Raw genomic sequence first — 13,546 nt, 5'->3', positions numbered from 1 at the left:
AGACCCGTTCAATACGTTGAACGATCGTCTGTCTCGACAACCACAACACCGACTGAAAGGAGGGAAATTATCATGCCTACACAGAAGAAACCACGCCGTAGCCGCGCAGCCAATCCACGACAGGACCGCCACGTCGTGGTTTACGGCATCCAGCGCGAGAAGCCAGATTTGCGCAAGCTCAGCCGCGCGGTCATTGCTATGGCGCAGGCCGAAGCCGAGCGCGAAGCCCAGGCACAGCACGAAACAAATCTGCGCCCACGAGGAGACCGTCATGACTGACCGGGAACCTACCCTGCGCCAGCTCATCTGGCAGGAAATCTATTGGCCGCAGCCACTGGACAACACTCACACTGTGAATCTGCTTCGTCATTGGGCCGCCCAAACCCACGCCCCACAGATCATCCTGGAAACCCGCGCCACCAAGAGTGGCACCCGTTACCTGGTGGCTACCCAGCGCCGCCACGTTCCTGCCATCCGACGGGACATCGAGCAGCTGGTGCCCGGCACCATTGTGGCCGATGATGCCCCCGAACGAGGGAAGGCAGGGGCGGCCCGACGCCTAATCGTCAACCAACCGATCCGAAGCCTGGAATCTCGCGATACCGAAGGCAGCACTCGGTCGATTTTGGCCAGCCTGTCCGACCTGCGGGGTTCGGAGATTTTGGTGACCCAAATTGTTTTGGGGCCACGGCTGGCACCGCACCTGGTGTCTGGTCGGATTCAGCGCGTTGACCAGGGTGTGAGCTCACTTGTCCTGTCCGGCAGTCAACCCGAACGCCGCACCAACGTCACGCGGCAGGTCGAACTCAAGCAGTCCGAGTACGGATTTGCCGCTGTATTGCGCATCGGCGTCCATGCCGCCGACGAATCCCGCCGCATCGTACTCCTCCAGCGCGTTGTCGGTGCCTTCCGCACCCTTCTGGCTCCTGGTCTGCGCATGCAGGAGCGTCGTGAAAAGGCGACAAGGATCAATGATCCAGCGTCGGAATGGGCTTTCCTTACACCCGCTCAGCGTCTCTCGGTGATCGAAACCGGTCTCCTGAGCGGTTGGCCGGTAGGGAACGCAGACACCCCATACCCGGGCCTGCCGCCGATCCATCCTCGCCAGGTCCGGCCGTCCTTTGCCGCCGGTGAAAGCCATCGCATCATTGCCCAGGCAACCGCCCCAGGCTCGACTGAAACCCGGCTCGGCATCACAGCAGATGACAGTCGCCGCCATCTGTGGCTCATGGGGCCAACGGGTGTCGGCAAGAGCTCCTTGCTGTTGAGTCTGATCCGAGACGACATGCTCGCCGGGTGCGGATTGGTGGTGATCGAACCCAAGGACCTGATCCGCGACGTCCTGGAGCTTGTCCCGGATTCACGGCGGGACGACATTGTGCTGCTCGATCCACTCGACAGTGAACCGGTGGGAATCAACCCGCTCGACCTGCACGGGCGACCTCCCGCGCTGGTGGCTGACCAGATATTCGGTACGTTCAAGGCCCTCTATGGGGCCGACGGACTGGGGCCGCGGTCATCGGACATCCTGCGCCAAAGCCTACTGGCCTTGGCTACACGCGGCGATGCCAGTCTGGCCATGTTGCCGGTGCTGCTCACCAATCCCGGATTCCGGCGCTCGGTCACTCAGCAAATGGCTCGCAGCGACCCGTTCTCGGCCGGACCATTCTGGCACTGGTTCAACAGTCTCTCCTCCGAAGCTAGTGCGCAGGTGACAGCTCCACTACTGAACAAGTTGCGCCCGCTATTGGATCCGCACCTGCGTCAGGTGGTGGCCCAACGTCATCCACGTTTCAACATCCGCCAGGTTCTCACCGAACGCAAGATTCTGCTAGTGCCACTCCAAAAGGGAAGAATCGGCCCGGAAGCATCCGAGCTACTCGGCGCGCTGGTGGTGGCAGAACTCTGGCAAGCCATCCAGGAACGGACCGCGATCAATCCCAAGGACCGCGACACCGTCATGATCTACCTTGACGAGGTGCAGGACTACTTGCGGTTGCCAACAGATCTTGGGGATGCACTCGCAACCTCCCGCAGTCTGGGTGCCGCTTTCCATGTCGCACACCAATATCTGGATCAGCTGTCGGTCGCCATGCGCTCGGCGTTCGAAGCCAACTGCCGCTCCCGCGTATTCTTCCAGCTGGCAGCCAAGGACGCCCGCGCTGCCGCTGCCATGGCCCCGGGACTGGACGCCGAGGACTTCACGGCATTGCCGGCTCGCCACCTCTATGCTCAGCTCGTCCACCAGGGTACGGTCACCGACTGGGCCTCGGGCCGAACACTCACCACCCCGCGAAAAACCTCCAACGTCGCAGATCTCAAGGCCCGTAGCCGTCGCCAGTACGGACAACCCATCGACGCCATTGAACAGGGACTGCTCGAAGTCCTGGACGGCTCGCAGGACAGCCACGACTCGGACGGACGCCGCCGAAGGAGCACCTCATGAGCGACGCAACACCACTACCGACCGGCTACCCGACCGAGTCGAACCGGGAGCAGACAAACACGCAGGTCAGCGCCGAACGGGCGGCGACAGGGGCGACTAATACCGTTGCTCTTCCGAGCACCGGCTCACATACGGGGCCACGCATCAGCAACCGTCGGCTTGAGGATATTCGCACACACCTTAGCGACCGTGACCGGGCCATCCTGGGATCAGTCGAACGCTACCGCTTCCTCTGCGCAAGGCACCTGCAAGCACTGCATTTCACCGACCACGCCTCACCGGATTCAGCGTCTCGCACTTGTCGCCGGGTGTTGGCCCGGCTGCGCGGCCTGCGCATCCTGGGTGTGCTGGATCGTCGCATCGGTGGCATCCGGGCAGGCTCTGAAGGGCTCGTCTACTACGTCGATACCGCCGGAGATCGCATCCAGCGCGAAAGCACCCAGGCGCGGACTCGTCGGCGCTTCGATGAACCATCCGCCCGCTTCCTCGACCACACCCTGGCGATCGCGGACATGGCCATTGCCGTCATGGAATCCACTCAGTCCCACGGTGCCGAAGTCGTCAAGATCGATCCCGAACACCACGCCACACGTACTTACCAAGACGGGTACGGTATCCCCCAAGTCCTTCGACCAGATCTCTATATCGAGCTGGCCGCATCGGTCGGGGACGACGAGGTGAGTGCCTTCTTTATCGAAGTCGACCTGGGTCACGAGAGCCTGCCAACCCTGCTGGGGAAGTCTCTGGCCTATGAGGACTACCGCGCAACCGGCAGCGAGCAACGCCAGTTCGGTGGCTTCCCACAGGTCATCTGGGCCATGGACGCCTACCGCATGACCACCGCACTCCGGCGCCGCAAATCGCTGGGAGATGCCATCGAGCGGAACCACCGCACCGCCACAAGTCTGTACCAGATCCTGGCACTTCCGGACACCGCTGAGGCACTGGTACAGGGGTTGCATCATGACTAGCCCAACCAACCATCTACTGATCGGCGACGCACTAGATACCCTGCGCACCTTGCCACCTGGCAGCATCGACATGTGCTTAACTAGTCCGCCATACTTCCGGCTACGTGACTACGACGCGACCGGTCAACTCGGGCTGGAGGAATCGGTGGACGCCTGGGCGCACAATATCCGGCAGATAACCCAGGAGATCCACCGCGTCTTGGTTCCGACCGGCACGCTCTGGCTGAACCTCGGCGACACCTACGTCACTCATCCACGCCAGGGTGCACCACCTAAAAGCCTGGCGCTGGCCCCGGAGCGCGTTGCCCGGCTCCTGCAAGAAGATGGCTGGATCCTGCGCAACAAGATCATCTGGGCCAAGCCGAACCCGATGCCGACCAGCGTCCGTGACCGGCTAACGGCCACCCACGAGGTGATCTATGTCTTCGCCAAGCAGCCCCGCTACTTCTTCGACCTGGACAACATCCGCATTCCGCACCGTTCCAAACCGGGCACGCCACCGCCGGGCCGAACCCGGCGACCAGCCAAGGAGCACTGGCGCGGCCCCAACGCGGACTCCACCACGGGGCTGGCCGCGTTGAAGGCTCGGGGCATCGTTGGGCACCCGCTGGGCAAAAACCCGGGTGACGTCTGGAGCATTGCCACGGCGGCGGGCAAGGGCAGTCACCACGCCACCTTTCCCGAACCACTGGCCACCCGTTGCATCTTGGCAGGGGCGCCAGAGGCGCGTTGCATTACCTGCAGAAAGCCCCATACGAGGGCCCTGCGCCGCTTGGGTGAAACAGCCACCCGGCTGGCACTTGCTGCAACCTGTACGCACCAGGATGGCACCGAGCCCGGGATAGTACTTGACCCGTTCATGGGTTCGGGCACTACCGCTGTGACCGCCGAGCGTCTACATCGGCAGTGGGTTGGTATCGAACTGAATCCAGACTTCGCCCATGAGGCCCTGGAACGGATCACCACCGCCCGGGCCTCCCCCGGGGCCTGATCTATGACACTCGTCGGTGCCATGCGGATTGGTGAGTCAGGTTCCATCCCGGAACCTCGCCGACCGCAAGCACCGAGGAGTTGTCATGACGACACCACCGATTGACGGCATCGACCGTCACAACCCGGGCAACGTGAAAACGTTGGCCGTCAGGCTCGAACCCGACATCCACACGCAGCTGGTGCTCATCGCCCAGCTGCGTGGCAGCACCCTCACTGAAGAGATCCGCCAAGCTTTGGCCGCGCACATCGCGCAGGTCAAGGCCAATACCGATCTGGTCTCGCAGGCCGAATCGGCCATGGCAGAGATCGAACGTGAGGCAGCCGCCCGCCGCGAAGCCATCGCCAGCCTGTTCGGCAACGAACAAGCCGAAGCCAAGCCCCGCACGGCGCGTGGACGGTAATCGAGCCACCCTCCCGGCAGGTGCCAGCGTGAGACGAATCCATTATGGGTTCCCTCCGCTGGCTCTGCCGGGCACACCACCAATTTTGACAGGAGGAACCATATGAACCACGAACACACACCAGACGCACAACCGGAGTACGAAAGTAGCCACACCACGCCCTCGATTTACGTTGCCTCACTGGCTGACTACAACAACGGCCGGCTACTCGGCGACTGGATCGATGCCACGATCGGAGCCGACGCCATCCGTGAAAAGATCGCCGCCATTTTGGCCAAGTCCACCGAGTTCGCACCCGAAGAATGGGCGATCCACGACTACGAAGGATTCGGCACCAAGCGCTTGGGCGAATATGAGTCCATCGAATACGTGGCCACACTGGCCGAGGGTATCGGAAAGCACGGCGAAGCCTTCGCCGCATGGGTCGATTACTCCGGCCTGGACGTCGAGGAATGGCACTACTTCGAAGACGCCTACCTCGGAGAATATGCCAGCCTGACGGCTTACGCCGAGCAGATCGTCGAAGATCTGGGCTGGCGCAGCCGCATAGATGAGCACCTACCTGAGGGATTGAAGTCGTATGTCCGCATTGACACTGAGCAGATGGCCGAAGACATGCGCCAAGGCGGCGAAATCTATTTCGTCGAATCAGACACGGGAATTTACGTATTCAACGGCCATATCTGACGAACGTCGAAGAATAAGGAAGCACTCACTGCCTTGACGGAATAGATGTTGTGGAATTCGCTTAAACCGTTGAACAAAATGAACGACCAGTTCATACTACGGACAGAAATTGGAGACCACCGACATGCAAGACCACGACATACAAAAACTGGCGGACGCCATCCGCGAACGCCGCGAAGAACTTGGCTTGTCCGCCAGCGAAGTCGCCCGGCGGGCCACCATAGCTAAGGGGACGATTACCCGCCTGGAGCTTGGCCAGATCGGGAGCCCCCGCATGGACAACCTCCGCTCGATCGCCGACGTCCTACAGATCCCACTCACCAACCTCCTCGCCGAATCCCGCGTCCTACGCGGATCTGACCTCCCCACGTTGCAACCCTATTTGCGCACCAAGTTCAAGGACATGCCCGAAAGCGCCGTCCGCGAAATCGAAGAACATTTCAAGGCGGTGGCCACCCGGCACGGCATCGACACCACAAGCGGCCCCGCACCCGGCGAGGACGAGTAACCCCAATCATTCTCAGTGAAAGGAGAAAACATGACATACATCAGCACACCAACACCATTTGAGCGCAGCGTCCTGTCCACTCTCCGATCGCTCATCCCCAACCGCCCCTTGCACTCACTAGCTGAAGCCAAGCAAGTCGCCGAACACCAAGCCATCCGGTTGCTGCAGCTCCACCAGCTGACCGAAGGCCCGGTACCCGTCGAGTTCATCGCCGAACTTCCCAAGATCGAGATCGAACTTGTTGAAGCGCCCGTATCAGGGGCCAGCTTCTGGAATGGCAACACCTGGATTATCCAGCTGAACAAGCACGAAAACTATTGCCGCCAACGCTTCACGCTGGCGCACGAATACAAGCACATCATCGACCATAACCGGACCGACCAGATCTACCTGGGGACGAAGGACGTCAGTGCCGCGCAACAAGCTGAGCAGGCCGCCGACTACTTTGCCGGATGCCTCCTTGTGCCCAAGATGCTTCTCAAGCGCGCCTATTTCGGCGGCATGCAGCGACCATCCGATCTGGCCAAGTACTTCCAGGTATCTGAGATCGCCATCGTCGTTCGACTGCGCCAAACCGGCATCACCGAACCGGTCCCACGCTGCCTGCCAAACAGCACACCATTTTCCCGTCCATGGCAGTACGCGACTAACAGCAACACCCGACTACAAGGAGTCTGACCATGACGACCAATGACATCGAAGCTGTGCGCCCACGCAAGGCCGTTCTTTACCTGCGTGTCTCCAGTAAGAAACAAACCGAGACCGCCATTGATATCGACAAGGACGGCAACTCAATAGCCACCCAGCGCGACATCTGTGAGCAGAAAGCTGGCTCCCTTGGTGCTGAGATCGTCCATGAGTTCGTCGAGCCCGGCGTCTCGGCTCAGACCATTGAAAAGCGTCCGAAGTTCCAGGCCATGATGACGTTCCTGGCCGATAACCGCGATGTCGACTACGTCATCGTCTATGCCCGCTCACGCGCATTCCGCAACTTCGTGGACGCGGCGATTACCCGCCGCCACCTCGACAAGCTCGACGTCCGACTACTGTCCGCCCGTGAAGACTTCGGCGAAGGCACTTACGCCGAAGCCATGGAAGCGGTCACCGACATCATGAACCAGGTGCAGAACCAGCTCAGTGGCGAAGACATCCGCATTAAGATGCGCAACAAGGCCATCAACGGTGGAACAGTTACGAAGGCCAAACTCGGGTATCTGAATATCCGCAAAGATATCGACGGAAGGATGATCAACAGCGTCGGCCTCGATGAGAAGCGCGCGCCACTCGTGCTTCAAGCATTCGAACTCTACTCGACTGGCAAGTACACCATCGAGCGATTGGAAGCCACCATGGCCGACATCGGCCTCACCACTCGGCGAACAGTACGGCACCCCGAGCAGCCAGTTTCTTCCAGCAAGCTCCATGCCATGCTCAAAGATCCCTACTACGTTGGCTACCTCGTCTATAAAGGTGACATCTACCCCGGACGGCACGAGCCAATTGTCGGCCAGGATCTATTCGACCAGGTGCAAGAAGTTATGAGCGCCCGCAGCGGCTCCGGTACCCGCGACCGTGTCCATAACCACTACCTCAAAGGCATGCTGTTCTGTCAAAAGTGCCATGGCCAAGGACGCGTCAGTCGCTTGATCTACGTTCAGGCAAAGGGCAGGAGCGGCACTGTTCATGAGTACTTCTTCTGCCGCTCACGCCAGGAAGGCCTGTGCGACTTGCCATACTTTCCTACCTACGTAGTTGAAGACAATGTCGTTTCTGCCTACGACATGCTTGTACTCGATCCATCATTTGAATCTGACATCCGTGGCCAGCTGACTAGAGCACTAGAAGGGGAGCAGAAAGACATCAAGTCGATGTACGCAACGCTCAATAATCGACTCAGAGACGTCGCTGCCAAAGAAGACAGGATTGTCGACCTCGCTGCCGACGGGCTGCTCCCACAGGCCAAGATTCGCGAGAAACTGTATGAAATTCGGGTACAAAAAGGGCGTATCGAAGATGATCTTGCCAACATCGAGAGCAAGATTGCCGCTGGGGGAGAGCTGCTCAGCAAGGCTCTCGATCAGGTTTCTGATCCTAAGGTTTCATACTCCATGGCTCCCGACAATGTCCGGCGGTTGCTCAACGAGACTTTCTATAGATTTTTCCGAGTAGGTGATGACGGCGAGGTCCGCGCCGAACTCAATGATCCATTCGCGGACATAATGGACGCCCACGCGGCGTTCTCCGTAACCAAAACCACGTCGACCCTGATCTCCCCAGGATCGACCTCGTCGTCCCGATTTGGGCCGGCTATGGACGTTTCTAGGGTACTTTCGCGCCAATTCCAGGACAACAAAAATGGCGCCGATTTCTCGACGCCATCTCCGTTATATTCACTGAAATCGGTCTACTCAAACCATGGTTCGAATAAAGCGACTCTGGTCGGGGTGACAGGATTTGAACCTGCGGCCTCGTCGTCCCGAACGACGCGCGCTACCAAGCTGCGCCACACCCCGATCCGCGCTCTTCCCTAACCAGTGAAGGTCTGGAAAAGCAACCTCTCAAGAATAGCGGACAGAGACCACGAATACGAAATCGAGCGGCAGGGCGGCGTCTTGGCTAGGGAAAAGCTAGGCAAAACCTTAAAGACAAGCTAGTGGAAACTGCAGAACGCACTGCCTGCTGCAGGGCCAGCTACTCCTTCGAAGTCAGGGTCAACACAACTGCCTCGGGGCGGCAGGCGAAACGGAAGGGGGCCGTGCGGGAGGTGCCGATGCCCGCGGAGACATTGACCGGCGTCGTGCGTCCTGCGGACTCCCAATCGTTGAGTCCTCTGGCACGCCAGGTGGGCAGATCGCAATTGCTGACCAGTGCTCCGTAGCCGGGTATGCAGACCTGGCCGCCGTGTGTGTGGCCGGCCAGGATCAGATCGGCGGCGTCGGCGGTGAAGTGGTCCAGTACCCGTTGGTAGGGGGCGTGCACCACGGCGACCTTCACATGCGGGGCGCTATCCTGGCCCGCTGCGCCACGGGGCCAGCCCGCATAGCGTTCCCGGTTTAGGTGCGGATCATCCACACCGCTGAAGTCGAAGCGGATCCCCTTAAGCGGGATGGACTGCGCCCGGTTGCTCAGGTTGACCCAGCCACCCAGACCGAATCCGGTGTGCAATGCGTCCGTGTCCAGGGGAATAGGATGGTGCTTTCGGCCCGTGGACAGCTTGGACGGTCCGGCAAAGTACGAGAATGGGTTTTTGAAGCTGGGCGCGAAGTAGTCATTGGAGCCGGGGACAAACACCCCAGGGAACTCCATGAGCGGGCTCAGGGCATCCAATAGCGGCGCAATCGCCTTGGGGTGGCTGAGGTTGTCGCCGGTGTTGACCACCAGGTCCGGCTGCAGCGAGGCCAGCTCACGCAGCCAACGGGTCTTCTTGTGCTGCCCGGGGGACATGTGGATGTCCGAGATGTGCAGTATCGTGAACGGCGCAGATCCGGGCGGCAAAATGGCAAGCTGCTCCTCACGAAGCTCAAACCAATTCCGTTCAATCAAAGAGCCGTACGCCACCGCACCTACACCGGCGGCAACGGCAAGCCCCGCCGCCGCTTTCACAGGAGAGAAGCGGGACGGGGCTGTTCGCATACTGGACATATGAGCGCTACTCTAGTCTTTCTTGTCTGAGTTGCCGTTATCGGGTTTAGAGTCAGCCGGCTTCGGCTCAGGCTCCGCCTTCTTGTCACTCTCTGCGGCCTTGGTTTCGGCTGGCTTGGGCTGTACCACAACTGGCGGGTTGATCATGCTGGCTGGGGGGAGGTCGAAGCCGCCCACATCGAAGTTGCCTGCAACCTGGTTCATGTAGCCCTGCCAGGCCTTGCCTGCGTAGGTTGACCCGTCAACATAGGGGATACGCTGGCCGGCAATGAGCTTGTCGTTCGTGGACTGGCCCTTTTCTTCCGGGTTGCCCACCCAGGACGCCGTAGCCAAACCCTTGGTGTAACCAACGGTCCAGGTCTGCTCGGAAGTGTTCGTGGTACCGGTCTTGGCGCCAGCCGGGTACTGCAAGGGGATGGCGTAGCCGGAGCCGCCGGGCTGCAGCACCTGCTGGAGAACCATGTTCACGCCGGCAGCCACTTCAGGCTTCACGGTCTGTTGGCAATTCGCGCCCGGAACCGGGAACTTGTCGCCCTTGGCGTTGGTGATGGACACCAGCGCAATGGGATCGCAGCGTTTTCCGCCGGACGCAAAGGTGGCGAAGGCGTTGGCCATGGTCAGCGGTGCAACCTCGCCACTGCCGAGCAGGGCGCTGATGCTGGAGACGTTGTAGGGTTTGGTGACGTCACTGCCCATGTGGATGCCGGTGGCCGTCATCATCTTCTGAATGTTGCAGATATCCAACTGGGCTGCAGTTGCCATGGTCGCAGTGTTCAGGGACAGGGAGAGCCCCTGCCGGGCCGTGAACGTGCGGTAGTAAATACCGTTGGGACCGTCGGCATTTTGCAGGTCCGGGGCAACTTGCGGGTCGGAGCTGTCGTAGAAGCCTGTAGTGGTTCCACAGCTGTTGTTCCACGGACGCGACTGGGGGTAGCGGCGCACCGAAGCATCCACCGTGTCGTTGATCCTGTGGCCGGAGTTCAGCCATTCGGCAAAGGTGAACGGCTTGATGGTTGAACCCACATCGAAGCCGCCAGAGCCGCCCAGTGTGGCACCCTTGGCGTCCAGGCGGTCAACGGCGAAGTTGTAGTCTGTCTTCCACTGGCCTTCCGGGGGAGCCAGCTTGGTGTTCTGCGCCATGGCGAGGATCTTGCCCGTGCCGGGCTGGACGGACACAATGGCCTGGCCGACCTTGTCCGGGTTGTTATCAATGGGGGCGAAGTTCGCGAACTGGGCCTGTGCGGCATCCTGCAACACCGGATCCAGTGTGGTGGTGATGGTCAGGCCGCCCTGCAGCAAGACCTTGAGGCGGTCTTCGGCAGTTTTTCCGTAGGCCGGATCATTGACAAACAAGTTGGCTACGTACTCGCAGAAGTATTCGGCACGTACAGCAGTGGTGCAACCGTTGCGGCTGGGCTGCAGCTTCAAATCAATCGGGCTGGCTACAGCGTCCGCGTGCTGCTTCGCATCGATCATGCCCTGATCCAGCATGTGGTCTAGGACCAGATTGCGACGCTTGAGGGAATTCTCGGGATTGGCAATGGGATCGTAGATCTGCGGGCTGTTGACCACACCAGCCAGCAGGGCAGACTGCTGCAGGTTCAGATCCTTGGCGTGGATACCGAAGTAGTTGTAGGCAGCTGATTCAATGCCGAAGTTGCCGTTGGCGTAGAGCACCCAGTTCAAGTAACCCTGCAGGATCTCATCCTTGGTGTACTTCTTTTCGATGGCGATGGCCAGCTTGATTTCGCGAACCTTCTCGCCAACGCCCTTGTCGGCGCCGAGCTTAATCTTGTCGTACTCCCCGTCGGCAGCGTACGTCTGGATGATGACGTTGTTCACGAACTGCTGCGTGATAGTGGAAGCACCCTGGCGGCCACCGCCCTGGGCCATCGCCGTGACAGCACGCATCAGACCGCGGGTGTCAATGCCGCCATGTTCGTAGTAGCGTGCATCTTCCACCGCAATGATGGCGTCCTTCATGAATGGCGAGATCTGATCCAGCGGCACCTCGGTGCGGTTCTGATCGTAGAAGGTTGCCAACAGGGAACCATCCGATGCCAGAATCTTGGATGACTGAGCCGGCGTGCCAACATTCATCTCGTCCGGGAGCTCGTCAAAGAGCGTGATGGAGGAGGTGGTGGTGGTGCTCGCCAGAGCCGCGGCCGGGACCATGAGCCCGGCCACCAAGACGCCACAAATAGCGCTGACTCCTAGGAAGAGAACTAATTTGCCCAGCGTTGTGGCGGTATCGAAAATGGGGTGTTTTTTTGCTGCCATTTTTCCAGTTTACCGGCAGGGGCTACGCTTTGACGTATGACCAAATGGGAGTACTCTACGATTCCGCTGATTATCCACAACACCAAAGCCATCCTGGATAGCTGGGGCGACGAAGGCTGGGAGCTGGTTCAGGTTGTTCCAGGGCCCGACGGACGCGGCTTGGTTGCTTACCTCAAGAGAGAGAAGGCATAACGGTGAATACCGCGACAAATCAAGGATTCGGACGCATTGAGGCACGCCTGGCCGAGCTGGGAATCAGCCTGCCGCCGGTGACTGCACCCGTGGCTGCCTACGTGCCGGCCCTCATCTCCGGCAACCATGTTTACACCTCCGGGCAGCTGCCTTTTATTGACGGCAAACTCCCAGCCACCGGAAAAGTTGGTGCCGAAGTTTCCGCTGAGGACGCAAAATCCATGGCCGCAACGTGCGCAATCAACGCCATTGCCGCCCTGAAAAGCGTTATTGGTGACCTTGATCGCGTCACCCGCATTGTGAAGGTCGTAGGCTTCGTGTCCTCGGATCCTTCCTTCACCGGCCAGCCCGGCGTCATCAACGGCGCCTCCGAGCTCCTGAGCGAAGTATTTGGTGAGGCAGGCGCCCACGCGCGCTCCGCCGTCGGAGTTGCAGTTTTGCCTTTGGATTCACCCGTTGAGGTTGAGCTGATTGCCGAATTCCAGTAATAATTCGGCGGGCTTTCGGCCCGCCGGCAAGCGGCTCTTCCCGCTGAACACCGGTCAACGGGAGGCCGCACAGGCTTGGCTGGATTTTGGTGGGCGCACGCCTAGCAAACCCCGTCCGGCGTCGTCGGTGGTGCTGTTGAAAGACAGCCCCGCCGGCCTCAAGACTTTTTTGACGTACCGTCCGGGCGGTTCGCCGCTGGGAACCGTTGCGTTCCCCGGGGGTGCCATTGAACCCGCGGACGACGACGTCACCGACTGGGTGGGTCCCTCACCTGCTGCGTGGGCCAAGAGCCTCGGCACCGAAGATATTGGGCTGGCCAAGCGCCACGTGGTGGCTGCCATCCGGGAAACCTTTGAAGAAACCGGGGTCCTGCTGGCCGGAGCTGACGCATCCTCCCTTGCGGAGGGCCTCAATGGGCCGGACTGGATGCGGACACGCGAAGCCATCGCCGCGCAGGAGACCACCTTTTCGGAGATGTTGGGTCGCTATGGTTTAGCCCTGCGGACGGATCTACTCAAGCCGTTGAGTCATTGGATGAGTCCTGACTTCGCCCATAGGCGCTTTGACACGCGGTACTTTGCCGCGGCGCTGCCGATCGGCCAGGACCCGGCACTGCTCACAAGCAAGGGTGTTTGGGGCCGTTGGGCCAGTGCCAGTGAAATCTTGGCGGACCGGCACAGCACCGCGTTGGGTGATGAAATTGGGCTTTCGGTCACCACGGGGCAGAGCCTTGATGAGCTGATGGTTCCTGGCGTGGAGATCATTCTGGAAAAGATTGCTGCCGCCCGCGGTTGTATCGCCTACCTGAACCACAAGAGGCCCATCAACGAATACCAGCCAGCCCTTGTGGTGGGAGCTGACGGTGAATTCAACTTAGAGGTGGCCACGGCGCCTGCATCTGAAGGTGCAGCCTGCCGGGAGCGGTAGGAACTGCACC

Annotated in this window: 15 protein-coding genes, 1 tRNA gene and 1 pseudogene; 12 read left to right on the top strand and 5 right to left on the bottom strand. The window is 60.3% G+C overall.

The genetic code is table 11. From position 1 onward, the window contains the following. Positions 1–72: 72 nt before the first annotated feature. The 9 genes and pseudogenes from AB0O97_RS01755 to AB0O97_RS01715 all read left to right on the top strand — a co-directional run. Entirely contained in the window at positions 73–279 is a 207-nt protein-coding gene (locus AB0O97_RS01755; RefSeq protein ID WP_363879225.1) for a hypothetical protein, read from the top strand. Next, a complete protein-coding gene (locus tag AB0O97_RS01750) occupies positions 272–2,446 on the top strand; it encodes a type IV secretion system DNA-binding domain-containing protein (protein ID WP_363879222.1) in 2,175 nt (724 codons plus the stop codon). Before AB0O97_RS01755 ends, AB0O97_RS01750 begins: the two co-directional genes overlap by 8 nt. Beyond that, positions 2,443–3,417: a replication-relaxation family protein gene (locus tag AB0O97_RS01745; protein WP_363879219.1), complete on the top strand. Its 975-nt coding sequence runs from the start codon at positions 2,443–2,445 to the stop codon at positions 3,415–3,417. Before AB0O97_RS01750 ends, AB0O97_RS01745 begins: the two co-directional genes overlap by 4 nt. Beyond that, complete coding sequence (locus AB0O97_RS01740) at positions 3,410–4,408, top strand: site-specific DNA-methyltransferase (protein ID WP_363879217.1); 999 nt, start codon at positions 3,410–3,412, stop codon at positions 4,406–4,408. The genes AB0O97_RS01745 and AB0O97_RS01740 overlap by 8 nt, the downstream gene beginning before the upstream one ends. Before the next feature lie 85 nt (positions 4,409–4,493). Next, the gene (locus AB0O97_RS01735; RefSeq protein ID WP_363879214.1) at positions 4,494–4,811 is read left to right on the top strand and encodes a hypothetical protein; all 318 of its coding nucleotides are present in this window, start codon (positions 4,494–4,496) and stop codon (positions 4,809–4,811) included. A 102-nt stretch (positions 4,812–4,913) separates the two neighbouring features. Further along, positions 4,914–5,498, top strand: a complete 585-nt coding sequence (locus AB0O97_RS01730) for an antirestriction protein ArdA (RefSeq protein WP_363879211.1) — start codon at positions 4,914–4,916, stop codon at positions 5,496–5,498. 124 nt (positions 5,499–5,622) lie between these two features. Further along, positions 5,623–6,006 carry a helix-turn-helix transcriptional regulator gene (locus AB0O97_RS01725; RefSeq protein ID WP_363879208.1) on the top strand — a complete coding sequence of 128 codons (384 nt, stop codon included), beginning with the start codon at positions 5,623–5,625 and terminating at the stop codon, positions 6,004–6,006. A 30-nt stretch (positions 6,007–6,036) separates the two neighbouring features. Then, entirely contained in the window at positions 6,037–6,684 is a 648-nt protein-coding gene (locus tag AB0O97_RS01720; RefSeq protein WP_363879205.1) for an ImmA/IrrE family metallo-endopeptidase, read from the top strand. A 2-nt stretch (positions 6,685–6,686) separates the two neighbouring features. Continuing rightward, positions 6,687–7,496, top strand: a pseudogene (locus AB0O97_RS01715) (recombinase family protein); the annotation flags it as partial. Between the two features lie 24 nt (positions 7,497–7,520). On the opposite strand, the gene AB0O97_RS01710 reads toward AB0O97_RS01715, so the two are convergent. From AB0O97_RS01710 to AB0O97_RS01690, 5 genes are all read right to left on the bottom strand, one after another. Continuing rightward, the gene (locus tag AB0O97_RS01710; protein WP_363879202.1) at positions 7,521–7,691 is read right to left on the bottom strand and encodes a hypothetical protein; all 171 of its coding nucleotides are present in this window, start codon (positions 7,689–7,691) and stop codon (positions 7,521–7,523) included. Positions 7,692–8,105: 414 nt separating this feature from the next. Continuing rightward, positions 8,106–8,237: a hypothetical protein gene (locus tag AB0O97_RS01705; RefSeq protein ID WP_363879199.1), complete on the bottom strand. Its 132-nt coding sequence runs from the start codon at positions 8,235–8,237 to the stop codon at positions 8,106–8,108. 205 nt (positions 8,238–8,442) lie between these two features. Next, positions 8,443–8,519: transfer RNA gene (locus tag AB0O97_RS01700), tRNA-Pro, on the bottom strand. A 178-nt stretch (positions 8,520–8,697) separates the two neighbouring features. After that, positions 8,698–9,639, bottom strand: coding sequence for a metallophosphoesterase (locus AB0O97_RS01695; protein WP_363879649.1), 942 nt, complete (start codon positions 9,637–9,639; stop codon positions 8,698–8,700). Positions 9,640–9,660: 21 nt separating this feature from the next. Continuing rightward, positions 9,661–11,928, bottom strand: a complete 2,268-nt coding sequence (locus tag AB0O97_RS01690; protein ID WP_363879196.1) for a transglycosylase domain-containing protein — start codon at positions 11,926–11,928, stop codon at positions 9,661–9,663. A 36-nt stretch (positions 11,929–11,964) separates the two neighbouring features. Here AB0O97_RS01690 and AB0O97_RS01685 point away from each other — a divergent pair, with 36 nt between their 5' ends. The 3 genes from AB0O97_RS01685 to AB0O97_RS01675 are packed head-to-tail and all read left to right on the top strand — an operon-like array spanning position 11,965 to position 13,536. Continuing rightward, positions 11,965–12,120: a hypothetical protein gene (locus AB0O97_RS01685; RefSeq protein ID WP_170120892.1), complete on the top strand. Its 156-nt coding sequence runs from the start codon at positions 11,965–11,967 to the stop codon at positions 12,118–12,120. Between the two features lie 2 nt (positions 12,121–12,122). Next, on the top strand, positions 12,123–12,608 hold the full coding sequence (locus tag AB0O97_RS01680) for a RidA family protein (RefSeq protein WP_363879194.1): 486 nt from the start codon (positions 12,123–12,125) through the stop codon (positions 12,606–12,608). 43 nt (positions 12,609–12,651) lie between these two features. Then, positions 12,652–13,536, top strand: coding sequence for an NUDIX hydrolase (locus tag AB0O97_RS01675; protein WP_363842198.1), 885 nt, complete (start codon positions 12,652–12,654; stop codon positions 13,534–13,536). The last annotated feature ends 10 nt before the right edge of the window (positions 13,537–13,546 follow it).

The organism is Specibacter sp. NPDC078692 (assembly GCF_040686835.1).
Lineage (GTDB): Bacteria > Actinomycetota > Actinomycetes > Actinomycetales > Micrococcaceae > Specibacter.
Note: the sequence above shows the minus strand (reverse complement) of the source record. Positions and strands in the feature narration are given on the sequence as shown.